This window comes from Pseudomonas sp. R5(2019) (assembly GCF_009905435.1).
GTDB lineage: Bacteria > Pseudomonadota > Gammaproteobacteria > Pseudomonadales > Pseudomonadaceae > Aquipseudomonas.
Map to the genome: position 1 here is coordinate 111,114 of NZ_JAAAMT010000006.1, position 23,170 is coordinate 134,283.

Annotated in this window: 25 protein-coding genes and 2 pseudogenes; 8 read left to right on the forward strand and 19 right to left on the reverse strand. The window is 61.1% G+C overall.

Going from position 1 to position 23,170, the window contains the following annotated elements; all coding sequences use genetic code 11:
• Positions 1 to 66 precede the first annotated feature (66 nt).
• Together rnt and pyrC are read right to left on the reverse strand one after the other, a co-directional pair.
• Entirely contained in the window at positions 67 to 738 is a 672-nt protein-coding gene (gene rnt, locus GUY40_RS06285; RefSeq protein WP_166568083.1) for a ribonuclease T, read from the reverse strand.
• A complete protein-coding gene (pyrC, locus tag GUY40_RS06290; RefSeq protein ID WP_166568084.1) occupies positions 735 to 1,781 on the reverse strand; it encodes a dihydroorotase in 1,047 nt (348 codons plus the stop codon). Before pyrC ends, rnt begins: the two co-directional genes overlap by 4 nt.
• 129 nt (positions 1,782 to 1,910) lie before the next feature.
• Here pyrC and GUY40_RS06295 point away from each other — a divergent pair, with 129 nt between their 5' ends.
• The gene (locus GUY40_RS06295) at positions 1,911 to 2,903 is read left to right on the forward strand and encodes an OmpA family protein (protein ID WP_166568085.1); all 993 of its coding nucleotides are present in this window, start codon (positions 1,911 to 1,913) and stop codon (positions 2,901 to 2,903) included.
• 97 nt (positions 2,904 to 3,000) lie between these two features.
• Positions 3,001 to 4,218, forward strand: coding sequence for an argininosuccinate synthase (locus GUY40_RS06300; protein WP_166568086.1), 1,218 nt, complete (start codon positions 3,001 to 3,003; stop codon positions 4,216 to 4,218).
• Positions 4,219 to 4,818: 600 nt separating this feature from the next.
• Here the strand turns inward: GUY40_RS06300 and GUY40_RS28540 are convergent.
• Positions 4,819 to 5,032, reverse strand: a pseudogene (locus GUY40_RS28540) (hypothetical protein); the annotation flags it as partial.
• A gap of 578 nt (positions 5,033 to 5,610) precedes the next feature.
• Here GUY40_RS28540 and GUY40_RS06310 point away from each other — a divergent pair.
• Positions 5,611 to 6,237 (forward strand): response regulator transcription factor, encoded by a 627-nt coding sequence (locus GUY40_RS06310; protein ID WP_166568087.1) that lies wholly within the window; start codon positions 5,611 to 5,613, stop codon positions 6,235 to 6,237.
• 189 nt (positions 6,238 to 6,426) lie between these two features.
• Here the strand turns inward: GUY40_RS06310 and GUY40_RS06315 are convergent, their stop codons facing one another.
• The 8 genes from GUY40_RS06315 to metG form a co-directional block, all read right to left on the reverse strand.
• The gene (locus tag GUY40_RS06315) at positions 6,427 to 6,606 is read right to left on the reverse strand and encodes a PA3496 family putative envelope integrity protein (RefSeq protein WP_166568088.1); all 180 of its coding nucleotides are present in this window, start codon (positions 6,604 to 6,606) and stop codon (positions 6,427 to 6,429) included.
• 107 nt (positions 6,607 to 6,713) lie between these two features.
• Positions 6,714 to 7,352, reverse strand: coding sequence for an endonuclease III (nth, locus tag GUY40_RS06320; RefSeq protein ID WP_166568089.1), 639 nt, complete (start codon positions 7,350 to 7,352; stop codon positions 6,714 to 6,716).
• Positions 7,349 to 7,912: an Rnf-Nqr domain containing protein gene (locus GUY40_RS06325; protein ID WP_256675656.1), complete on the reverse strand. Its 564-nt coding sequence runs from the start codon at positions 7,910 to 7,912 to the stop codon at positions 7,349 to 7,351. The genes nth and GUY40_RS06325 overlap by 4 nt, the downstream gene beginning before the upstream one ends.
• Positions 7,905 to 8,519: an RnfABCDGE type electron transport complex subunit G gene (locus GUY40_RS06330; protein ID WP_178117708.1), complete on the reverse strand. Its 615-nt coding sequence runs from the start codon at positions 8,517 to 8,519 to the stop codon at positions 7,905 to 7,907. Before GUY40_RS06330 ends, GUY40_RS06325 begins: the two co-directional genes overlap by 8 nt.
• Positions 8,516 to 9,520 (reverse strand): RnfABCDGE type electron transport complex subunit D, encoded by a 1,005-nt coding sequence (locus GUY40_RS06335; RefSeq protein WP_166568090.1) that lies wholly within the window; start codon positions 9,518 to 9,520, stop codon positions 8,516 to 8,518. The genes GUY40_RS06330 and GUY40_RS06335 overlap by 4 nt, the downstream gene beginning before the upstream one ends.
• Positions 9,507 to 10,520 carry an electron transport complex subunit RsxB gene (gene rsxB, locus GUY40_RS06340; RefSeq protein ID WP_166568091.1) on the reverse strand — a complete coding sequence of 338 codons (1,014 nt, stop codon included), beginning with the start codon at positions 10,518 to 10,520 and terminating at the stop codon, positions 9,507 to 9,509. Before rsxB ends, GUY40_RS06335 begins: the two co-directional genes overlap by 14 nt.
• On the reverse strand, positions 10,517 to 11,098 hold the full coding sequence (locus GUY40_RS06345) for an Rnf-Nqr domain containing protein (RefSeq protein WP_166568137.1): 582 nt from the start codon (positions 11,096 to 11,098) through the stop codon (positions 10,517 to 10,519). Before GUY40_RS06345 ends, rsxB begins: the two co-directional genes overlap by 4 nt.
• A 96-nt stretch (positions 11,099 to 11,194) precedes the next feature.
• Positions 11,195 to 13,231, reverse strand: coding sequence for a methionine--tRNA ligase (metG, locus tag GUY40_RS06350; RefSeq protein WP_166568092.1), 2,037 nt, complete (start codon positions 13,229 to 13,231; stop codon positions 11,195 to 11,197).
• Positions 13,232 to 13,384: 153 nt separating this feature from the next.
• Here metG and apbC point away from each other — a divergent pair, with 153 nt between their 5' ends.
• Entirely contained in the window at positions 13,385 to 14,479 is a 1,095-nt protein-coding gene (apbC, locus tag GUY40_RS06355; protein WP_166568093.1) for an iron-sulfur cluster carrier protein ApbC, read from the forward strand.
• A 184-nt stretch (positions 14,480 to 14,663) separates the two neighbouring features.
• Here apbC and GUY40_RS06360 read toward each other — a convergent pair whose 3' ends face one another.
• Entirely contained in the window at positions 14,664 to 14,873 is a 210-nt protein-coding gene (locus GUY40_RS06360; protein WP_166568094.1) for a cold-shock protein, read from the reverse strand.
• A 387-nt stretch (positions 14,874 to 15,260) separates the two neighbouring features.
• Here GUY40_RS06360 and dcd point away from each other — a divergent pair, with 387 nt between their 5' ends.
• Positions 15,261 to 15,827 (forward strand): dCTP deaminase, encoded by a 567-nt coding sequence (dcd, locus tag GUY40_RS06365; protein WP_166568095.1) that lies wholly within the window; start codon positions 15,261 to 15,263, stop codon positions 15,825 to 15,827.
• 99 nt (positions 15,828 to 15,926) lie between these two features.
• Entirely contained in the window at positions 15,927 to 16,151 is a 225-nt protein-coding gene (locus tag GUY40_RS06370) for a hypothetical protein (protein ID WP_166568096.1), read from the forward strand.
• A 28-nt stretch (positions 16,152 to 16,179) separates the two neighbouring features.
• Here GUY40_RS06370 and GUY40_RS06375 read toward each other — a convergent pair whose 3' ends face one another.
• The 7 genes and pseudogenes from GUY40_RS06375 to GUY40_RS06410 form a co-directional block, all read right to left on the reverse strand.
• Positions 16,180 to 17,295: a succinylglutamate desuccinylase/aspartoacylase family protein gene (locus GUY40_RS06375; RefSeq protein ID WP_166568097.1), complete on the reverse strand. Its 1,116-nt coding sequence runs from the start codon at positions 17,293 to 17,295 to the stop codon at positions 16,180 to 16,182.
• 146 nt (positions 17,296 to 17,441) lie between these two features.
• A pseudogene (locus tag GUY40_RS06385) lies at positions 17,442 to 17,537 on the reverse strand (ABC transporter substrate-binding protein); the annotation flags it as partial.
• Positions 17,538 to 17,633: 96 nt separating this feature from the next.
• Positions 17,634 to 20,111, reverse strand: a complete 2,478-nt coding sequence (locus tag GUY40_RS06390) for a penicillin acylase family protein (RefSeq protein WP_166568098.1) — start codon at positions 20,109 to 20,111, stop codon at positions 17,634 to 17,636.
• Between the two features lie 37 nt (positions 20,112 to 20,148).
• Complete coding sequence (locus GUY40_RS06395) at positions 20,149 to 20,352, reverse strand: SEC-C metal-binding domain-containing protein (RefSeq protein WP_166568099.1); 204 nt, start codon at positions 20,350 to 20,352, stop codon at positions 20,149 to 20,151.
• Positions 20,353 to 20,358: 6 nt separating this feature from the next.
• On the reverse strand, positions 20,359 to 20,844 hold the full coding sequence (locus GUY40_RS06400; protein WP_166568100.1) for an LEA type 2 family protein: 486 nt from the start codon (positions 20,842 to 20,844) through the stop codon (positions 20,359 to 20,361).
• A gap of 51 nt (positions 20,845 to 20,895) precedes the next feature.
• The gene (locus GUY40_RS06405; protein ID WP_166568101.1) at positions 20,896 to 21,372 is read right to left on the reverse strand and encodes a YchJ family protein; all 477 of its coding nucleotides are present in this window, start codon (positions 21,370 to 21,372) and stop codon (positions 20,896 to 20,898) included.
• Between the two features lie 4 nt (positions 21,373 to 21,376).
• Entirely contained in the window at positions 21,377 to 21,871 is a 495-nt protein-coding gene (locus tag GUY40_RS06410) for a DUF6231 family protein (RefSeq protein ID WP_166568102.1), read from the reverse strand.
• 270 nt (positions 21,872 to 22,141) lie between these two features.
• Between GUY40_RS06410 and GUY40_RS06415 the strand changes: the two genes are divergently transcribed.
• Both GUY40_RS06415 and GUY40_RS06420 read left to right on the forward strand, forming a co-directional pair.
• Complete coding sequence (locus GUY40_RS06415; RefSeq protein WP_166568103.1) at positions 22,142 to 22,417, forward strand: DUF1145 domain-containing protein; 276 nt, start codon at positions 22,142 to 22,144, stop codon at positions 22,415 to 22,417.
• Complete coding sequence (locus GUY40_RS06420; RefSeq protein ID WP_166568104.1) at positions 22,410 to 23,168, forward strand: collagen-like protein; 759 nt, start codon at positions 22,410 to 22,412, stop codon at positions 23,166 to 23,168. The genes GUY40_RS06415 and GUY40_RS06420 overlap by 8 nt, the downstream gene beginning before the upstream one ends.
• Positions 23,169 to 23,170 lie beyond the last annotated feature (2 nt).

Here is a 23,170-nt window from a genome sequence, read left to right on the forward strand (position 1 = left end):
AGGGATTCGGACTTGCGCATAAAAAAAACCGGCCATGATGGCCGGTTTCTCGAGGTCGGATGTCGATCAGTTGTCGAAATCGTGCCAACCGCCCATTTGTTTCCAGCGGTTGACGATGCCGCAGAACAGCTCTGCGGTCTTTTCGGTATCGTAGCGAGCCGAGTGTGCCTCGCGCCCGTCGAAATCGATGTCGGCGCTCTGGCAGGCCTTGGCCAATACGGTTTGACCGTAGGCAAGCCCGGCCAGGGTGGCGGTATCGAAGCTCGAGAACGGGTGGAACGGGTTGCGCTTCATGTCATTGCGCGTCACGGCGGCATTGAGGAAGTTCAAGTCGAAGCTGCTGTTGTGGCCAACCAGGATCGCCCGCTTGCAGCCATTGGCCTTCAACGCCTTGCGTACGCCACGGAAGATATCGGTCAGGGCGGTCTCTTCGCTGACGGCCATGCGCAGTGGATGATCGAGCTTGATGCCAGTGAATTCCAGGGCGGCCGCTTCGATGTTGGCGCCCTCAAACGGTTCTACACGGAAGAAATAGGTGTGGTCTGGGTAGACAAAACCTTTTTCATCCATGCCGATGGTGACGGCGGCGATTTCCAGCAGGGCGTCGGTGGCGCTGTTGAAGCCACCCGTTTCGACGTCCACGACAACCGGCAGGTAACCACGAAAACGCTCAGCCATCGGGTGGCGCGAGCCAGCACCGTGACCGTCCTGCTCGTCATCAAAATGATCTTCGCTCACACCGACTCCTCCAGCACGCGCCACTGCAGGGTTTCACCGGCACGCAACGGGATAACGCTCAATTCACCAAACGGAAGGGTGGCCGGGGCAGTCCATTTTTCGCGAACCAGGGTGATGCGCTCGCTGTTTGCCGGCAGGCCATAGAAGGCAGGGCCGTGCAGGCTGGCAAAACCTTCGAGCTTGTCCAGCGCATTGCGCTGTTCGAAGGCTTCGGCATACAACTCGATGGCGGCGTAGGCGGTGTAGCAGCCGGCGCAACCACAAGCCGCTTCCTTGGCATGCTGAGCATGTGGCGCCGAGTCGGTGCCGAGGAAGAATTTCGGGCTGCCGCTGGTCGCGGCATCCAGCAGGGCGACCTGATGGGTGTTGCGCTTGAGGATCGGCAGGCAATAGAAATGCGGGCGAATGCCACCGACCAGCATGTGGTTACGGTTATACAGCAGGTGGTGCGCGGTGATGGTCGCGCCCACATTGCTCGACGCTTCGTTGACGAACTGCACGGCATCGGCCGTGGTGATGTGTTCGAACACCACCTTGAGCGTCGGGAAGCGCTCGACCACGCGGCGCATGTGCTCATCGATGAACATCTTCTCGCGGTCGAACACGTCGATCTCGCTGCGGGTCACTTCGCCGTGCACCAGCAGTGGCATGCCGACCTCGGCCATGGCTTCGAGCACCGGGAAAATGATGTCGATGCTGGTAACACCGGAATCCGAGTTGGTGGTCGCGCCAGCCGGGTACAGCTTGGCTGCGTGCACGAAACCGCTGGCCTTGGCCGCGCGGATCTCCTCGGGTTGGGTCCGGTCGGTGAGGTACAGCACCATCAGCGGCTCGAACTGGCTGCCGGCCGGGCGGGCGGCAAGAATACGCTGGCGGTAGGCATCGGCTTCGGCGGCATTGCGCACCGGAGGCACAAGGTTGGGCATGATGATTGCGCGGCCAAAGGTACGCGCAACGTCGGCAACGGTGTGGGGCAGCACGGCGCCATCGCGAAGATGGATGTGCCAGTCGTCGGGACGCAGAAGGGTCAGGCGGTCGGACATTGGGGATTCCAGGCGGGTCGAACTCCCGGCGAATGCTACCGGAAAAGACTCTGCGGGGCACTCGCTATCAAGTTTTGCCGTGGCGGACCGATACGCCGTCAGTGTGTCGTGAATTTTGTGGAGCCACCCGTGCGCCAGCGTTATCTAGCCCTGCTCAGTATGTTTGCCAGCCTGCCGGCTGTGGCCTTGACCTTCCAGACGCGCCTGGAAAACATCGAGTGGCGTGTCGAAGGTGATCAGTTTGAGTGTCGGCTGATCCAGCCGATCACCGATTTCGGCACTGGCGAGTTCGTGCGCCGGGCTGGCGAGCAGGCCACCTTTCAGCTTAAATCCAGCAGCCACGCACTGGGCACGGGGCCGGCAACCCTGCTGTCCGCCGCGGCGCCCTGGCAGCCGGGGCGGGGTGATATCAACCTCGGTGCGGTTCAGGTTCGACGGGGGGCGGTCGTACTGGACAGCACCCAGGGCCAGGCCAGCCGCCTGATCAACGGTTTGCTGGACGGGCGCAGCACCGTGGTTCGCAACGCTGGCGGTGAAGCGGGGCGACCGTTGGAAGTGCGTCTGTTGCCGGTCAAGTTCAGCAAGGCCTATGGCGACTATCAAGCCTGTGCCAGCAAATTGCTGCCGATGAACTATGACCAGGTTCGCCAGACCCGGGTCGGTTTCCCTGGCGGCGGCATCGACCTGGATGCCGATGCCCGTGCTCGCCTGGACGTGGTGCTGGAGTTCATGAAGGCTGATCCGAGCGTCAATCACATCGAACTGGACGGGCATTCGGACAACAGCGGCAATCGCCTGACCAACCGTGACCTTTCCCGGCGCCGGGCGATTGCGGTGATGGACTACCTCAAGGCCAATGGCATCAGCGAAGAGCAGATCACCCTGCGTTTTCACGGTGAGCGTTATCCATTGGCAGCGAATACCACCACCGCCAACCGGGCGCGCAACCGGCGGGTCAATATCGAGCTGGATCGCGTCGCTGTCGCGCCAAAACCGCCGGTACCGGCCGTGCAGGCCGCCGCGCCCGCACCCGCGGTGGTCGCACCGCTTCCCGCAGCCTCTGCGCCCACGGCTCCGGCAACGCTGTCGGCGCAGCAGAATCCGTCGCGCCTTCGACAATAACTGTCGCTTCATCGTCACAAGCTGTCGCGCCACTGTAAATTCAGCGGCCAGACCGGTAGAATCAACGGTTTTCCGTACAACCCCGTGGAGTGATGGCATGGCGGACGTAAACAAGGTCGTTCTGGCGTATTCCGGCGGCCTGGACACTTCGGTGATCCTCAAGTGGCTGCAGGACACTTATAACTGTGAAGTGGTGACCTTCACCGCAGACCTGGGACAAGGCGAAGAGGTAGAGCCTGCACGTGCCAAGGCGCAAGCCATGGGCGTGAAAGAAATCTACATCGATGACCTGCGCGAAGAATTCGTCCGCGATTTCGTCTACCCGATGTTCCGCGCCAACACCGTCTACGAAGGCGAGTACCTGCTGGGTACTTCCATCGCACGTCCGTTGATCGCCAAGCGCCTGATCGAAATCGCCAACGAAACCGGCGCTGATGCCATCAGCCACGGTGCCACCGGCAAAGGCAACGACCAGGTTCGTTTCGAGCTGGGCGCGTATGCGCTCAAGCCAGGCGTCAAGGTCATCGCCCCATGGCGCGAGTGGGACCTGCTCTCGCGTGAAAAACTGATGGACTACGCCGAGAAGCACGCGATCCCGATCGAGCGTCACGGCAAGAAAAAGTCGCCGTACTCGATGGATGCCAACCTGCTGCACATCTCCTATGAAGGCGGCGTGCTGGAAGACACCTGGACCGAGCACGAAGAAGACATGTGGCGTTGGACCAAGTCGCCGGAATCGGCGCCGGACGTTCCGACCTACCTGGAACTCACCTACCGCAACGGCGACATCGTTGCCCTGGACGGCGTTGAAATGTCGCCGGCCACCGTACTGGCCACCTTGAACCGCATTGGCGGCGAGAACGGCGTGGGTCGTCTGGACATCGTCGAAAACCGCTATGTGGGCATGAAGTCTCGCGGCTGCTACGAGACCCCTGGCGGCACCATCATGCTCAAGGCCCACCGTGCGATCGAATCGATCACCCTGGACCGTGAAGTGGCTCACCTCAAAGACGAGCTGATGCCCAAGTACGCCAGCCTGATCTACACCGGTTACTGGTGGAGCCCGGAGCGAGTGATGCTGCAGCAGATGATCGACGCTTCGCAGGCCAACGTGAACGGTGTGGTTCGCCTGAAGCTGTACAAAGGCAATGTCATCGTGACCGGCCGCAAGTCCGACGATTCGCTGTTTGATGCCAACATCGCGACCTTTGAAGAAGACGGTGGTGCCTATAACCAGGCCGACGCGGCGGGCTTCATCAAGCTCAACGCCCTGCGCATGCGCATTGCTGCCAACAAGGGCCGCAAGCTGTTCTGATGCTGCTTGAGTTGTAAAAAAAGCCCTGGCCGGTGTGGTCAGGGCTTTTTTTTTTCTTCCTGCATCATGTGGCTGACTCCAAGGCCTGGCTGACCTGCTTTGACGGGGATCATCGAGTTGAAGAGGGATCCGCTGGGTCAGGTGACGTTCTGTTGATACGGGTCAGTGTGAAGGAGTCCAGGTTGTAGGTCGCGAACACGCAGTCGTTATCGCCCTTTCCCGCCTTCAGTGTCATCACATCGCTCAGCACATTATCAATCAACAGTGTGTTCGAATCGTTGCTCAGTACGAGGACAACTTGGTACTGAGGTGGAGCGCCGTTTTTGTATGCTAATGTTGGTGTCTGAAGCAGCTGTAAAATCAGTAGGACAAGTTCCGATTGAGAGTTAAACAAGTAACCATTTACGATGTATATCGTGCTCGCTGGATGGAAGCTTATGGCTATTTTGTTGTTAAGGATGCTATCGATTTTTTCTGTGATTGGCTGTCTTTTTATTATTTCGCAGACGGGATTTTTGCAAAGTGAGATAGCGCTGGGTGCCAGTGAGGGTGCAGGTATGGAGTCCATTGCGTTGACAAAATGATTCTCGTTGCTGAAGTCCGAGGGGGAGTATAAAGATTTATAGTTAAAGTTAAGCGTCAGGAAAAATAGAATAGTCAGGAACGGAGGGAATCCTACAAGAAACCAGGTGTAAATATTTTGACTGTTCTCATCCAGGAAGGGCAGTGATGCCATGGCAGAGGCTTCAATGACACCCGCAAAGATGGCAATCATGGTCAGTGGGTTTAGCGCTAAAGCAGATGGCTTTTCCATGGCGACTCCTGAGTCAAATGATCGGCGATTGTCTACGCACCTCTGCGGGTAGCTTGCCCGTTGTGGTGATCGCTCGGGGTGGTGTTTATATATGTGTTGCGAAGTGTAATATCGGCCTAGTACCGGGCTGAGGCTATCCATTATGCCCAAGGCGTTCAATTGGAAGTGTTTCGATGGGGTTATTTATGGGTGCCGCTCGGTAGAGTTTGGTTCGAAACTTTGGGTTGTTATGTTTTGAAACTCTATCTGCTTGAAGCATCGGGTCAGCCTGCTATGGTGGTCCTGTGTTCAAGAAAGAGGCGGAAGGTATTAAGGTTCGACAGCAAGTTACTGGCTGGGTTGTCTCGCCGAGTTATTCGGTGTGCCTGCGATTGATTTAAAGTGTTGGCGGTGGCCGTGCGCGTTAATCGAGGTATAAAAAGCCTTAGGTGTAAGGTTTTTTTGTAGGACGCGTCCCTCTTGAGCGTAGGCAGGGTCTCTGCCTGTATATGCTCGCCGAGAGTGCAATGCAAATAGTCCAAGGACTAGGCTATTGTGCGGGCTCTAAAAATTCGAACAGCGAAGAATTGGATTTGCCCATGAATAAAGTGCTGATCGTGGATGATCATCCCGTCATTCGCCTTGCTGTACGCATGTTGATGGAACGCCATGGCTATGACGTCATTGCGGAAACGGACAATGGAGTGGACGCCCTTCAACTGGCGCGTGAGCACGACCCGGATATCGTCATCCTCGATATCGGAATTCCCAAACTGGACGGGCTGGAAGTCATTGCCCGGTTATCCGCGGCTCACGCCCCGATGAAGGTACTGGTGCTGACTTCGCAGGCACCCGGGCATTTTTCCATGCGCTGCATGCAGGCCGGGGCCGCCGGCTATGTCTGCAAGCAGCAGGATCTCACCGAACTGCTCAGTGCGATCAAGGCGGTGCTTTCCGGCTATAGCTATTTCCCTAACCAGGCCCTGCACTCGGTGCGCTCAAGCCTGGGCAATTCGACAGAGGCGGAAATGGTGGAGCGCCTCTCGGGCCGGGAGATGATGGTGCTGCAGCAATTGGCCAAAGGGAAATCCAACAAGGAAATTGCTGACGGCATGTTTCTGAGTAATAAAACCGTCAGTACCTACAAGACCCGTCTGTTGCTCAAGCTCAATGCCCGCTCACTGGTCGACCTGATTGAATTGGCCCAGCGCAACGGGCTGGTTTGACAGGATTCCTGGCTGAAGACGCACACAAAAAAGCCTCCGTTCAGGAGGCTTCAGACTGCTGACAAACCCAAATCTATCTGCTGGTTTCGACTGTGTAGGAGCAAGGCTTGCCTGCGATCGGGGGCGCATCGGCCCTAGGGTCTGCTTCGCAGCCCATCGCAGGCAAGCCTTGCTCCTACAGGGGGCGGTTCAAAGATCGAAGTCGTAGTCGGCGAGTTGTTTTTGCAGACGACGCTCTTCGAGCAGATCATCGACTTCGCGCCGTTTTTTGAGGTTGGCGTTTTTCGTCGATTCTTTCGACGTTTCCGACCCTTCTGCTGGGTCATCGGTGGTGACATCTACGTCTTCTTCGAGTTCAACGGTGCTCATAGGTCAGCTCCAGGCTTTAGACTGCCGTTGGCGCACCTTATAACCAGAATCCTTGTATTCGTAAAAAAGATTTTTTCAATCGCTTTATCACTTTTCTCTATGTTTGCTCAATCGTCGGAGGTTTTGTGCTTGTACTCGCACAAGTCTTCGATCAAGCAACTACCGCAGCGCGGCTTACGGGCCTGGCACACATAGCGCCCGTGCAGGATAAGCCAGTGGTGCGCATCGAGCAGATACGCCTTGGGCACGAACTTCATCAGCGCCTTTTCAACCTCAACGACGGTTTTGCCCGGTGCGATGCCGGTGCGATTGCTGACGCGGAATATGTGGGTGTCCACGGCCATGGTCAATTGCCGGAAGGCCGTATTCAACACCACATTGGCAGTTTTGCGGCCCACCCCTGGCAGGGCCTCAAGGGCTTCGCGGTCTTGTGGGACTTCGCTGCCATGCAGTTCGACCAGCATGCGGCAGGCTTCAATGACGTTTTTGGCCTTGCTGTTGTAGAGGCCGATGGTCTTGATGTATTCCGACAGGCCTTCGACGCCCAGCGCGTAGATCGCTTCAGGGGTGTTGGCGACCGGGAACAGCTTGGCCGTGGCCTTATTGACGCCCACGTCGGTTGATTGTGCCGAGAGAATCACGGCAATCAGCAATTCGAATGGGGTCGAATAGGCAAGCTCAGTCTTTGGCTCTGGATTCTCCTCGTGCCAACGGCGAAAAATCTCCAGGCGTTTTGCAGCATTCATTTCTCGGGTGTTTCCTTGGCAGCATCAGTGGGGAGGGCGCGCAGGGACCAGGCGCGAGCGCCCGCCAGCAACAGGCCCGACAGTATGAGGGCACCGGGCGCCAGCACCGCCAGGCGCAGGCCCGCGTGTTCGCCGATGGCGTGCACCGACAGGCTCAAGGTGCCGTTGGCGATCAGTTCACGGGCCAGGCCCAGCGTGACCAGCAGCGCGCCATAACGAGCCAGCGCGCGGACGTCCAGAGGCGATTGCGCCGTTCTTTCAAGCAACAGGCAGTTCAATACCAATAACGCGGGGTACGGGCCAAGCCCATGATAAAGCGCCAGCGTCCAGGCGCGCAGGGTCAGTTCCAGGCAGGTCACGATGCCCGCCGCCAGCAGCAGGCACGCCACATCCTGCATCGAGCTGTGCAGGACGCGGCGCAGGGGCGCAATGCACAGGCGCCAGGCCACGACCACGAGCAGGCTCGCCAACAGCATCGCACAGGCCTGCACCAGCGTCTGGCTGGCGCCGAGCAGGGGCGCCAGGCTCAAGGGCCCCAGCCAGCTCCAGGTCTTATTCATGCGGCCCTCCGGACGTCAGCGCGGTGGCGTGGTCGTCGAAATAGCGCAAGGCGTCATGAACCGCCGTGACCACCGCTCTTGAGGTGATGGTCGCGCCAGCCACTTGATCGAAGTCGCCCTTGTCGCGAGCCAGAGCCCAGCGCTCATCGGCTGTGCCGCGCCGGTCTTTGCCCGCAAACTCAGCCATCATCGGATTATCCGCTTCGGCGATATGCGCGCCGAGGCCCGGGGTTTCGTTGTGCTGCAAGACCTTGACGCCGATCAGCCGGCCTTGCGGCGCGATCGCTATCATCAGGTCAATCGGGCCGCCATACCCCGAGGTTCGGCTTTGCAGCACCACAGCACTGGCCTTGCCGTCTTTGCGGGCAAGATAACCCGCCAGCAGCGCGCTGCCCGGCAAGCGGGTGTCCGTCAGGTGCAAGGGCTGATTGAGCGGCTGATTATCGTAGCTATCGACCGGCAACACGCTCAGCAGCGCTTGCGCCCTGAGGGTTTGCTCCGCATCCGCGATGCGCTGGGCGCTGAACTGCTGCCAGGCGGTGCTCACGCCAAGGCTTGCGACAGCCAGCGCAGTGACCAGCAGTGCACTGCGGTTGCGGCTGATCATGTGGGTGCCTGCGCGTTGCGAGTGGTCAGACGCTCAAGAGCAGGTACGCCGAGATTCATCAGCAGGACGGCGAAGGCAACGCCGTCGGGGTAATTGCCCCAGGTACGAATCAGATACACCAGCACACCAACCCCGGCACCAAAGAGCAGTCGAGCCTTTGCGCTTTTGGGGCCGGAAACCGGCTCGGTAACGATGAAAAACGCCCCCAGCATCGTCGCCCCGGACAGCAGGTGGAACAGCGGGGAACCGTGCGAGTCGGAGCCCGAACCATTCCAGCACAGCAGGCTGATCACAAACAGCGACCCCAGCATCGCCCCCGGTGCATGCCAGCTGATCACCCGTTGTTGCAGTAAAAACAGCCCGCCCAGCACAAAGCCCAGGTTGACCCATTCCACGCCGTGGCCGCCAAAGCGCCCAAAGGCCGGATGGCTGGCGAACAGCTCATCGATGGTCAGGCTCTTGTTGATGCGCAGCACGTCCAGAGCCGTGGCCTGGGCCCAGGCATCCGGTGGGTTGGCGCCTGCCAGACCAAAAGCGTGTTGCAGATTGCCCACCAGGTCTGCTGCCTGCAGTGCCGGCCAGTGGGTCATGGGCAGCGGGAAGGACACCAACACCAAGGCATATCCGAGCATGGCCGGGTTGAAGGGGTTGCGACCGACACCGCCATACAGGTGCTTGCCCAGGCCCAGGCCGGCGGCGGTGGCAATCAGTGTCAGCCACCAGGGTGCTGACGGTGGCAGAGCAATCGCCAGCAAGGTCGCAGTGACCAGCGCGCTGCCATCGCTCAGGGTGGACACAACAGGCTGACCTCGCAAGCGCACAAACAGCGCTTCGCTGGCCAGCGCGGTACTGGCTGCCAACAACAGATTGATCAAGGTGCCCCAGCCTTGCAGCCAGAACAGCGCCAGCAGCCCGGGCAAGGTGGCGAGCAGCACCTGCCCCATGGCCCGGCGAGTTCGCTCCAGGGCCAGGACATTGTCGGCAACCTCAAGGGGTTGCATGGGCGTCCACCTGGCGCTGGGCTTCGAGCACGCCATCGCGCGCTGCAGTCAGGGCGTCGCTGCTGGCCGTGGGGTCCTTTTCCAGCTTGCCAAGCTCGGCGCGGCGCATGGCCAGCTGGATCTTGGCGCGCTTGAGCTCGGCCGACGCCGGCGCGGGCGTTTTAGTGACGGGTGCCGGTTCCTCGGCCTGCAGCCTGGCAAGCGTTGCTTCTGATTGCACCAGCAAGGCTTGCAACTCTTGCAGCCGTTGATGCTGTTCGAGGGTGGGCGGCGACCCAAAGGCTTTCAAGGATTTGTGCAACTGCGCGCGGCTCATGGCCGCCGCCACTTTTGCCTGCTTGAGCGCGGCATCGGCAGCGGCAGTCTTTTGTGCCTTCACCCGTTCGAGCGCCGCCTGAATCGGGTCGACGGCCGCAACGCTGGCTGGTGTCGAACGCTGCAAGCGCGCCTGTCGCTCGGCGAGTTTTTGCTGCTCTTCACGGTGCAAGCGTGCCGCGCGTTGTTCATGGCGAAGTCGCGCATGATTGCGCTTGTCGGTGCGAGCCTGCAGCTGCTGGGCGGTCACCGCCAGACCGCTGACGATCGGGATGACCGGGCCTTGCGGCGGCAACGGAACCAGGTCGATGCAGTCGACCGGGCAGGGCGCCACGCACAAGTCGCAGCCGGTGCATTCATCCGTGATCACGGTGTGCATCAATTTGGCGGCACCGACAATGGCGTCCACCGGACAGGCCTGAATGCATTTGGTGCAGCCAATGCATTCGGCTTCGCGGATATAGGCGACTTGCGCAGGCGCCATGCCACGTTCGGTGTCCAGCGCGATAACCGGCACCTGCAACAGGTTCGCCAAGGCGTCAATGGTTTCCTGGCCGCCCGGCGGGCACTTGTTGATCGGCTCGCCCGCGGCAATGCCTTGTGCGTAGGGTTTGCATCCGGGGTGGCCGCATTTGCCGCACTGGGTTTGCGGCAACAGGGCGTCGATGCGTTGAATCAAACTCATGATTTGAACAATCCGTCGAAACCGAGAAACGCCATCGCCATCAGGCCGGCACTGATCAACTGGATCGGCAGGCCGCGAAAGGGCGAGGGCACATCGTCATTACAAACCCGCTGGCGCAAGTCATCGAACAGGCTCAAGACCAGCCAGAATCCCAGCCCTGCGCCCAGGCTCAGCATCAGGGTCGTCAAGGCACTCACCTGGGCATCGTCGGCGATCAGGCTCAGGCCGAGTATCGCCGCATTGGCCAGCAGCAAGTTATCGAGCCCGGCGAAGGGTAGCCCTGGTAGTGCGCGGGCCAGCAGACGCAACAGCGGCCCGATCAGCAGTACGCACAAGGGCAGGAATACAAACAGGCGCAGAAAGCCCAGGTCCAGCGGTGCCAGCAGATAATCAGCCAACAATTTGCCGGGCACCGCACTGAAGGTCATCAAGGCGCAAGTGGCAATGCCCAGCGCATGGATGCGCGCGCGATCGGCATCCTCAGGCAGCCGCAGCAGCGGGTCGATACCCAGCGGCAGGTGCAACACGAGGTTGTTGATGAGGGCGGCGCTGATGAGCGTAAAGAACAGTTCGGTCATGGTCATGCCGGCGTGCGGGCTGTCAGCCATTATCCGGCAAGGACCCGGCAATGAGAACGCCCCGCCATGAATCATCAAAGCGGGGCGTTTCGGGTGTTACTTGATGCGTTGGCCTGGCTTGGCACCGCTGTCGGGGCTGAGCAGGTAGATTTCTTCACCGCCGGGGCCAGCCGCCATCACCATGCCTTCGGAGATCCCGAAGCGCATTTTGCGCGGCTTGAGGTTGGCGATCATCATCGTCAACCGGCCTTCGAGCTCGGCAGGGTTCGGGTAGGCCGACTTGATGCCGGAGAACACGTTGCGTTGCTCGTCGCCGATGTCCAGGGTCAGGCGCAACAGCTTATCCGCGCCCTCGACGGCCTCGGCCTTGAGGATCAGCGCAACGCGCAGGTCGACGGCGGCGAAGGTGTCGAACTCGATCTCGGCCGAGAGCGGGTCCTTGAGCAACTCGCCGTTGCCCGCCGGTGCTGTCTGGCTGGCGGCCAGATCTTCTTTCGAAGCGTCGGTCATGGCCTGGACCTTGGCCGGGTCGATGCGGGTCATCAAGGCCTGGAACGGGTTGAGTGTGTGGTTGTTCAGCAGGGTCTTGTGGTCGTCCCAGGTCAGCGGCGCCACGTTCAGGAACGCTTCGGCGTCGCTTGCCAGCACAGGCAACACCGGCTTGAGAAAGATCACCAGCTGGCGGAACAGGTTGATACCCAGGGCGCAGACAGCCTGGACTTCGTCCTGCTTGCCTTCCTGCTTGGCCAGGGCCCAGGGAGCCTTGTCAGCGATCCAGGCGTTGGCGCGGTCGGCCAGACCCATGATTTCACGCATGGCGCGGGCGAAATCGCGGGTTTCATAGGCGTCAGCGATGCCCGGTGCGGCGGCCAGGAACGCATCGGTCAGTTCTGGCGCGGCATTGCCCTCGACCATGACCCCGGCGTTGCCCTTGTGGATGAAGCCTGCACAGCGGCTGGCGATGTTGACCACTTTGCCGACCAGGTCGGAGTTGACCTTCTGGACGAAGTCTTCCAGGTTCAGGTCAAGGTCGTCGACACCACGGCTCAGCTTGGCCGCGTAGTAGTAGCGCAGGTACTCCGGCGACAGGTGGTCCAGGTAGGTGCGGGCCTTGATGAAGGTACCGCGCGACTTGGACATCTTCTGACCGTTGACGGTCAGGTAACCGTGCACGTTGATACCGGTCGGCTTGCGGTAGCCGGCGCCTTCGAGCATGGCAGGCCAGAACAGGGCGTGGAAGTTGACGATGTCCTTGCCGATGAAGTGGTACAGCTCGGCCTTGGAATTCCTGGCCCAGTAGGCGTCGAAGTCCAGCTCCGGACGGCGGGCGCAGAGGTTCTTGAAGCTGGCCATGTAGCCGATCGGCGCGTCCAGCCAGACGTAGAAGTATTTGCCTGGCTCGTCCGGGATCTCGAAGCCGAAGTACGGCGCATCGCGGGAGATGTCCCATTCTTGCAGGCCGGCATCCAGCCATTCGGCGAGCTTGTTGGCGACCGCATCCTGCAGCGTACCGCTGCGGGTCCAGTCCTGCAGCATGGCCTGGAAGTCAGGCAGCTTGAAGAAGAAGTGCTGGGAGTCCTTCAGCACTGGCGTCGCGCCGGAAATCGCCGACTTCGGGTTTTTCAGCTCGGTCGGTGCATAGGTGGCGCCGCATTTCTCGCAGTTGTCGCCGTACTGGTCTTCGGCCGCACACTTGGGGCAGGTGCCCTTGATGAAACGGTCGGCGAGGAACATCTGCTTCTGCGGATCGAAGTACTGGGTGATCGAGCGAGTGGCGATGTGCCCGGCGTCACGCAGTTTCAGGTAGATCTGGCTCGACAGCTCGCGGTTTTCCTCGGAGTGAGTCGAGTGGAAATTGTCGAATTCGACGAGGAAGTCGGCGAAATCGGTGCTGTGCTCAATCTGAACGGCGTCGATCAGCTGCTGGGCAGTAATGCCTTCCTTCTCGGCGCGTAACATGATGGCCGAGCCGTGGGCATCGTCTGCGCAAACATACACACACTGATTGCCACGATGCTTCTGGTAGCGCACCCACATGTCGGTCTGGATGTACTCAAGCATGTGGCCAAGGTGAATGGAACCGTTGGCATAGGGCAGGGCGCTGGTGACGAGAATCTGGCGTGGCTCGGACATGGGGCTCGGCTTTCTGGCTGTGAAACGAAGATCGGCCACTATAAAGCGCTGAGAAAGATATTTCACCCCGTGCACATCACTCGCGATGCTTTCGTTGCCGCAGAACGGTTACGATAGCCACCTAATTTGCTCAGTCTTTTCTCGGGAGTGTCCATGAGCGCCGTCAATCGCGCAGCGGTGGAAGCCGTCCTTTCTCAATACACCGATCCCTATTTGAACCTTGACCCGGTCAGTGCCGGCTGTGTTCGCGCCATTGATATCGATGGCGCGCGCGTGCACGTGCAACTGGAACTGGGGTACGCCGCGGGCCTGTTCAAGAACGGCTGGGCGCAGGTGCTGCAAACCGCCATCGAAGGCCTGGACGGCGTGGTGTCGGCCAAGGTCGAGATCCAGTGCGTGGTCGCGGCGCACAAGGCCCAGGCGCAAATACCGGGCATGGTCAATGTGAAAAACATTGTGGCCGTGGCCTCGGGCAAGGGCGGCGTGGGCAAATCCACCACCGCGGCTAACCTTGCACTGGCGCTGGCCCGTGAAGGTGCGCGAGTGGGTATTCTCGATGCCGATATCTACGGCCCGAGCCAGGGCGTGATGTTCGGAATCGCCGAAGGCACCCGACCAAAGGTCAAGGACCAGAAGTGGTTTGTACCGCTTCAGGCTCATGGCGTTGAAGTGATGTCCATGGCCTTTCTGACCGATGACAACACGCCGATGGTCTGGCGCGGCCCGATGGTCTCCGGCGCGCTGCTGCAACTGATTACCCAGACCGCCTGGAATGATCTGGATTACCTGGTCATCGACATGCCGCCGGGCACGGGCGACATCCAGCTGACCCTCGCGCAGAAAGTGCCAGTGGCCGGTGCCGTCATCGTGACCACGCCGCAAGACCTGGCGCTGCTGGACGCCAGGAAAGGCGTCGAAATGTTCCGCAAGGTCAACATTCCGGTGCTCGGCGTGGTGGAAAACATGGCGGTGCACATCTGCTCGAACTGTGGCCATGCCGAACACCTGTTTGGCGAAGGCGGTGGCGAAAAGCTGGCGACCCAGTACGGCGTCGAGCTATTGGCCTCGTTGCCGTTGTCGATGCTGATTCGCGAGCAGGCCGATGGCGGCAAGCCGACGGCGGCGGCCGAACCGGAAAGCCAGATTGCCATGGTTTACCAGGAACTGGCGCGGCATGTGGGTGCGCGGATTGTGTTGCAAGAGGCGGCAGCGCCGGCGATGCCCAGCATCACCATCAGCGACGACTGAACAACAGCGGCGCCTGCTTCGCAGGCGATCGCGGCCAGGTCCGCTCCTACAGGTGCGCGCAGTCGATGTAGGAGCGGACCCGGCCGCGATGGGCTGCGAAGCGGCCCCAAAATCTTGAGTTTTACATCGGTCACAAAAAAGCCCCGCTTTTAAGGGCGGGGCTTTTCGAAGCTAAAAGCGCAAGTTAGATAACTTGAACTTCTTCAGCTTGCATGCCTTTCTGGCCGCGGGTAGCGACGAAAGAGACCGCTTGGCCTTCTTTCAGGCTTTTGAAGCCGTCAGCCTGGATGGCTTTGAAGTGTACGAACAGGTCGTCACCGGATTGTGGGGTGATGAAGCCGAAGCCTTTTTCATCGTTGAACCACTTAACGGTACCGGTTTGGCGATTGGACATGGTGTATCTCCTTGGACACAGTAATTAGCTACGACGCAGGAACTGCCCTGGTCGGGACTGAGTGCAAAGAGCAGGAAAATTCGTAGGGATGATTTGATCGAAATCTAACATCGTGTAGAGATTCTCAGTGACACAAGCAACACAGTGGCGCCACCTTAACCCTTTTTTCATAACGTGCCAATGGTCTTGTTGGGGTTTCGTGGAATTCGAGACTAATGGCTTGCAGATCCCGCCAATCGTGCGTTTTAAAGGGGCCTGGGGCAGCACTCTGCGTCGTTGTGGACCGTCCGTCCGGCGCCTGGCTTGGATGAAACTTTGAAGCAGGCCGCAAGCACAGTAAGATGCGCGGCTCTCTTTCTTCACCTCGCTATTCAGGACACCCCCGCCATGAGCATCAAATCGGACAAGTGGATTCGCCGCATGGCGCAAGAGCACGGCATGATCGAGCCTTTCGTCGAGCGCCAGGTGCGTGGCGAAGGCCAGGACCGGCTGATCTCCTTCGGCGTCTCCAGCTACGGCTACGACGTGCGCTGCGCCGATGAATTCAAGGTGTTCACCAACATCAACTCGGCCACTGTCGACCCGAAAAACTTCGATGAGAAGAGCTTCGTCGACATCAAGAGCGACGTCTGCATCATTCCGCCGAACTCCTTCGCCCTGGCCCGCACCGTCGAGTACTTTCGCATTCCGCGTAACGTGCTGACCATCTGCCTGGGCAAGAGCACCTACGCGCGCTGCGGCATCATCGTCAACGTCACGCCGCTGGAACCAGAGTGGGAAGGCCACGTGACCCTGGAGTTTTCCAACACCACCACGCTGCCGGCAAAGATCTACGCCAACGAAGGCGTGGCCCAGATGCTGTTCCTGGAGTCTGACGAGGAATGTGAAATCTCCTACAAGGACCGTGGCGGCAAGTACCAGGGCCAGCGCGGGGTTACCCTGCCGCGTACCTGAGTCGACGAAGCGAAGGAATTCCTTCTCCGACTGGCACTCCAACGAGATGAACTGTTCCGGCTTGCGCAAGGCAAGCCGGACCTCGATCAGGAGCGCTCTATGAAAATCGACCCGACGATCCGTGCAAAACTCGCCTTCTTGCAACCCAACCAGGTGGGCCTGCTGGCATGGTCGCTGTTGGCCAACCCCAACATGTCGATGGCCGGCGGGATTCCCGGCCAACCCGACCCTGACACGCCGCAACCTGGCGACCCCGATCAGCAGCCTGCCGAGCCCGGCGAGCCAGCATTGCCGGATGAGCCTCCACCTGCGCCTGTGGTCTGATCAGCCCGACTCGCCTGACAGGAAATTCTCAAGGTGAAAGCAGGTAGCCGCTGCGGTAAGGCTGCTGGCCGGCGACATGTGCGATGACCATGCCGGCCGTGGCCATGCGCCGCAGGGAACGGGCGTAGAGCAGGCCTGGCTGTGTGTTGTGGACGGGGGTGACGCGGTCGTTGAGCGGGTCGATGATTTCGGCGATCAGCTGCCCGGCATGCAAGTACTGGCCGGGGGTGACGTGAAACACCAGCAGGCCGCCCAACGGGGTGCTGACCGGTTCCACCGCCGCCAGCGGCGTTTGCGGGTACAAAAGCGCTGGCAGCGGTGCCGGTTCGCCTTCGATGGCGCCGAAATGGGTCAGATAATTGAGAATCGCCCCGCAATCGGTGCTGGCCATGGCATGGTTGACATCGCCCTGGCCGCGCAGCTCGATGGTGACCGAGAAACTGCCCTGGGGAATCGGAAAGTGCTCGCCGAAGCGTTGTTGCAGCTGCCACCAGACCAGGGTGAAGCACTCATCGAACGACTGCCCGCCCGAGTCGGTGGCCAACAGGCTGGCCTGGGCGCCGAGGTAGCGCGACAGCGGTTCGACCTGCGGCCAGGCTTCGGGGGTGGTGTACAGGTGCTGCACGGCTTCGAAGTCGCAATGCAGGTCCAGCACCATGTCGGCGTCGAAGGCCAGTCGTTGCAGGGTCAGGCGTTGGGATTGCAGCGGCGTCTGCGCCGGCTGGCGTTCCAGTTGCTGGCGCAGGCTGTTGCGGATCAGCCAGAGGTTGTGGGCCGGGTCTTCGTTGAGGTGCGCTTCGATCTCATCGCCGACCTGATCGCTCAGGTCAAGAAAGTTGCGATTGAAGTTTTCCCCACTCTGCAGCTCGTAGCGACCCAGTGGCACATCCATCAGCACCTGCTCCAGCCCGACCGGGTTGGCGATCGGCACCAGCACCACTTCACTGCGCAACAGGCCCTGCAGTTCGAGCATGCTCAGGCGCTGTTTCAGGTGCCAGGCGACCAGCATGCCGGGCAATTCGTCGGCATGCAGCGAGGCCTGGATATAGATCTTGCCGGCCCCGCGTGGGCCGAAGTGGAAGCTGTGGATCTGGCGGGAAATGCCGGGCACCGGCGCCAGGATCTCGTGAGTCCGATGGTGCATGATGGTTCCTAGTATGCAGGTCCGAAGAAAGGCCAGCCAGCTAGCCAAGCGGAAAAGGCCGACCAGGGTAAAGGGAGTCACACAAAGATAGATGATGGCCGCAATGTCGAGCGACTGGAAGGTCAAGAAGGTCGCCGAGGCTCAGGTTATTTGCCGCTGTATAGATTCAGCTCATCGAAGTGCTTCTTCTGAAGGGCGGCGTAGGTGCCATCGTCGTGTAACGCTTTGATACCTTTCTTGAGGCCCGGAATCATGCCGTCGAAGTCGGCCCTCACCCACTGGGAGAGGGTTGGGGTGAGGGCCGGCCCCAACACCGATCCAGAGCCTTGAAACGCTGGCTATTTCCCCGGCGTCAACGTCAGCCGCTTGACCCCATACACCTTGTCGAAGTTCTGCGGCTGCATCGGGAAGCTCACGTACTGGCCCTTGAGCCAGCCATCGATTCCGTTGGCGTAGTGCGGGCTGGCCGGGTTGCTGGACTGGCCGCCGCTGTTAAGGCCGATCATCGGTTCGGCCTGGCCGAAATCGACGATCAGGCGCATCGACGGCACCAACCAGGCGTTGAAGTCCTGGCCCCAGTGGTAGGCCGAGGTGTTCAAGGTGGTGTGGTCGCCGCCGGCCGGGATTGCTGCGCGGTTCAGGGTGCCGCCGTGCTGGCTGACCGTCATCAGCGGCGCCAACTTGCTGCTGGCCGCGTTCCAGTCGTAGCGGTGCAGCTTGCCCCATTGCCAGGCCTTGCGATCGCTGCCCAGTTCCCGTTCGCCGGCGCTGACGGCGGCCGCCAGGCTGCGGGCCAGGATCGTCGGCTTGTCTTCTTTCTGCGCGGTGCTGACGTTGTCCCAGTACGGACTGTCTTCGCGGCCGAGCAGGTGGTCGGCCTGGGCCGAGTAGGACAGGTTGGCGTTGGTGACAAAGGCCTTCCAGGTCGGGCTGGCTTCTGGCCCCAGCTCATCGAGGAAGGTCTGCCTGGCGCTTTCCTGCAGAAACAGTTCGTACAGCGCCGCATCGGCCGACACCGGGCTGAGCTTGCCATCGAATGCCATCAGTCGGCTGTAGGCTTCCCGCGCCTTGCTGCGCTCGGCTTCAGGCAGGGCCTCGATGGCCTGCTTGAGTGGCTGGGCCATGCCTGGCGCTTCAAACATCTTTTTCAGTTTGTCGGCGAACAGCGTGGTCTGGTCGTACTGCATGTTGATCATGCTGCGGGTGTCATGCTTGCCGCTGCCTGCCAGTTGCGCGATGCGCTCGCCACGTTCCGGGTAGTACCAGGAGTTGGACAGCTGCATGCCGTAGCCGTGGGGCACGGTGCGCTGGTTGGCGGTACCGAGCCAGCCTTGCGGCGGGTCCTGGTCATAGGGGTGGAGCATCGGGTCGGCGTAACCGTCCCAGTCGTAGCGGTTTTCCCAACCTGGCGATGGCAGCAGGCCTTCGCCTTCGCGGCGGTTTGGGAAGCGGCCGGTGACCTGCCAGCCGATATTGCTGGCATCGGCAAACACCAGGTTCAGCGCGACGGCACTGATCTCGCGGCTGGCGTCGAAGGCTTTCTCGACATTCTGCGCGCGGGACAGGTCAAACAGCGCATCCAGGCTGCGATCGCCCTTGAAGTCAGGCGTTTGCAAGGCCAGGCCCAGGCCGCCTTGCAGGCTGCCAGTGAGCAGCGGGCCGTGACGGGTCTCATAGACAGTTTCGCGGATCGGCCGCTGGCCTTTGACGAAGTAGGTCTCGTTGCGCACCCGCGCTGGTTGCCATTTGCCGTCCACCTCGACCATCAGCCGACTGCCTTCACGCTTGACCTTCTCCAGAAACAGGTCCTGGTTGTCGGCCATGACAGTGGTCATGCTCCAGGCCACTTTGCCGTTGAAGCCTGCCAACACGCCCGGGTAACCGGCGAGGGTCACGCCCGAAGCCTGGTACTTCGGCGAGCGCAGCTGGACGTAGTTCCAGGCCGACGGGATGGCCATCGGCAAGTGGCTGTCGTTGGCCAGCAGGCTCTTGCCGCTGCGGCTGCGCTGCGGGGCGATTGCCCAGTTGTTGGAGGCCGCGGCGCCGAGCATGTTCAGATCGCTGAGGCGCGACGCCACCTTGTTCAGATCGCCCAACCCCGGCAGTTGCCCGCCCAGGTTCAGGCCTTTGAGTTTGTCCGCCTCCGGGAACGGCAGCGGCTCGTCCGGGTAGGTCGGCAGCAGCCAGGCGAGCTTGTCGGCGCCGACCTTCTGGGCCAGCACCAGCGATGAGAGTTCTTCCTGCAGGTTGCTCGACAGGCTGAAATTGAGCAGGCAAAAGATCAGTGCCGAGTCTTCCGGCTTCCAGTATTCGGGGCGATAGCCGCTGGCGGCGAGGTCGGCCGGCAGCTTGTCGCGGTAGCGGAACAGGTAGGCGTTGACGCCACGGGCATAGACTTCATAGAAACGCTTGAGGCGTGGCGAGGCGTCGGCGTACAGCGCGTTGGCGTTTTTCTTCAGGTTGACCGTGCGCATCAAGCGGTCGAGGTCCAGCGCATCAGGGCCGGCCATTTCCGCGAGCCGACCCTGGGCCAGCAGGCGCAGGCCGATCATCTGGCTGATGCGGTCACTGGCGTGCACGTAGCCCAGGGCGAACAGCGCGTCATGGAAGTTGTTGCTTTCGATCAACGGCATGCCAAGGCTGTTGCGCCGCACTGAGACGTTCTGCGCGAGCCCCTTGAGTGGCTCCACGCCGCTGGTGGGCGGCAGGCTGTCGCGGCTTGCGCCGGTCTGGCAACCGCTCAGGCTGAAGAGCCCGGCCAGTGTAGCGGCGGCGCCGAACCTGGAAAGACATTGAGAAAGGGCTGGCGCGGCCATGGAGGCTCCTGCGGGGGGCTGAGTCTAAACGGCGCGATCAGGCGCCGTGGCACTTCTTGAATTTCTTGTTGCTGCCGCACGGGCACGGGTCGTTGCGACCGACATCCTTGAGGGTGTTGCGCACGGGCTCCTGGGGAGCATGGTTGCAGTGCGGACCGTGTACGTGGCCGTGGTCATGATCGTGGTGGTGATCGTGATCGTGGTTGCAGTCAGGGCCATGAACATGGGGTTGTTGCGTCATTTGAGGTCACTCCGGAATAAAATCGCCGGGGATTATCTCACCAGTGCGCGACAGTTGCAGGTCCCTGCCGAAGATTAATCCGGACTTGAGCTCACCTTCGAGCCGATAGTGGATCGGTTCCTCGGTCTGGCGCAGCGTTTTGGCCAAGGGCTTGAGGTTTCGCCAGAGGCTGGTCCGCACATCGATCGAGTACCGCTTGCGACCGTGGGCCGGTACAAAGAACCAGCTGTTGTCTTCGCCGTCGGCCAACAAGATGTCGTTGAGCAGCACACGGTAGCGCAGCCCACGAATGGGCAGGTTCGAGTCGTTGGGGTTATCGATGCGAAAGTGCAGCACAAACGCTTGCTGCAGCAGCTTGGCCTTGACCACTTCGACCTTGAGCAAGTGAATGTCCGGGTCCTGGAAGTTGCCAGTGAACCAGGTCGCACAGCCGCCCAGCCCTAGCATGAATGTCAGAGCGAACAGGCGCAGAACGCGTGTCGTTGCATCCATCTCGACACTCCGGCAGGGGCGCAGGCAACCGAGGTTGGCGATGCCCCAAGCTTAGCGGGTGATATAGCTGGCGCAGCACTTCTTGAATTTCTGACCGCTGGCGCACGGGCAGGCATCGTTGCGTCCGGCCTTGAGCGGCACGGTCGGGTCGATGAAATACCAGCGTCCTTTATTCTGCACAAAGGAGGAGCGTTCGCGGTGGCTGTGCTCGCCCTCGGCGTCGTGCCAGCGTGCGGTAAAAGTGACGAACGCGTGTTCGGGCTGACCACCGAAGACCTCTGCACTTTCGACCTCAAGACCGAGCCAGGTGCTCCCCGCGCTCCAGGCACTGATCGACGCACGGTCAAGGCCGTCCTGCTGAGCCGGCAGGGTGGTGGCGACCAGATAGTCGATATCGCCCAATACATAGGCGCTGTAGCGCGAGCGCATCAGGGTCTGGGCGTCGGGTGCCGGCTGCCCGGCGTGATAGTGGCCGCAGCAGGCGTCGAGCAGGTTGCCGCTACCGCATGGACAGATCGTCAGGCTCATGCTGTCACCACCAGTACTTTCCAAAGTTTTCGGGGTTGGCCCAGAACTTGGCGTTGAGCCAGTCCGGCACTTGTTTGTATTCACGCAAATCGTAGGTATAGAGGCTCAGCACTTGCTCGTCGCGCTGGAAACGCTCACTGGCCTGCAGGGCGAGGGCGAGGAAGTCGGTGTTCTGCCAGCCGCAGGCGCGCAGGTCGGCCAGCACCGCAATGCGGCTGGCGTTGAGGTTGCGGATACCGCCGAGCAATTGCTTGCCGGCGCTGGGGCTCAGGTGTTCCAGGCAGTCGACCAGCAGCGCCAGGTCGAAGCGCTGCGCGGCGAGTGCGGCCGGCAACGGGCCGGGCTCGGCCAGGTGTATTTCGCAGCCGGGGTGGGCGGCCTCGAAAGCGTCCACGGCCGGGAAGCGGTTACCCACCAACAACAGGTGCTTGGGTGCATAGCGTTCGAGCAGGGCCGCCAGGGCTTGCTGCGGCGTGCGCGAAGAAAAAACGTCAGCCATCAATAATCCTCAATCAGAACTCGCAAGCCTAACGGGCTGCACGCTTGCGGCCTAGTCCTCTGTGCGCTCGCGCGATAATGGCTTATTGCTGGCGGAGATGGAAAGCGCCGTCTTTACTCCCCACGGGGGGCATGCGCGGCCATAGCGTGTCGAACTGCAACTCAATTGAAACAACACGCTGGTACAACGCCCCCGCGTGCCGTTAATGTGCGGCTATCAGACGCCGCGCAGACGGCGCCTTGATCAACACTGCGAATGTCAGGGGGGCGTATGAAGTGGGGCTGGGGACTGGGCAAGTGCCTGACGGTACTGTTTTGGTGGGTGGTATTGCTGAATGCGTTCACGCCGCTGGTCAATCCGTTTCATCTGCTGATCAATGCCGCGGGCGCCGGCCTGCTGGCGTTGCATGTGCTGGAAGTGCTGCTGTTCAACAGCCGCTTGCAAGGGCGCAGCCATCGCTGGTTCGACCGTTTGCAGATCCTGCTGGTCGGGATTTTCCATATTCAGTCGATCCCCTCGCCAGCCAAGGTGAACAAGCATGCGTAAGTTGATTCTGCTGGTGTCGTTGTTCAGCCCGCTGGCCCTGGCCCAAAGCATCAGTGTCGAGCCCCATTCATTGTTGCGCCTGCCGGGCAAGGCGGGCAGCGTCACCCTGGAGCGGCTGGACGTGGCCGACTACGGCACACTGCTGATCCCCGCCAGCCTGACCGAGATCAATGTCGGCCAGTTGCGTCTGGGCCATGAAGCCCGTATCGCGATCGTGCCGGGTGAGCAACCATTGCGCGTGCAAGCGCGCCAGGCCGAGTTGGCCAGTGGCAGCCAGATCACCGTTCGTGGTGCACCGGGGACCTATCAGAAGCCAGCCTTGCCGGGGCGTAACCTTGAATTGAGCGTGGAGTCCCTGAAGGCTGAGGTGTTGTCCATCGATGCCCGTGGCGGCGCTGGCGCACCGGGTTATGCCGGGCTCGATGGCGCCAACGGCAAAGCGGCCGGCTGCACCTGGGGCCAGGCCGGGCGCGGCGCGGACGGCGACAACGGCGGCAACGGTCATGACGGCGCGGCAGGCGCGAATGTGCGCCTGCAATTGCCCCGCAATTACCCGGCGGCGCGGGTCAAGGTGAGAGTCGAGGGCGGCCAGGGGGGTGAGGCCGGAGTGGCGGGCAAGGCGGGGGCGGGTGGCAAAGGCAAGGGTTGCCTGATCTATCGTGCCGACGGCGCCACGGCCGGCAAGCCCGGTGAGCCGGGCCAGCCAGGCGCAATGGGCGCAGCGGGTACCGTCGCGCTACAACATTTCTGAGA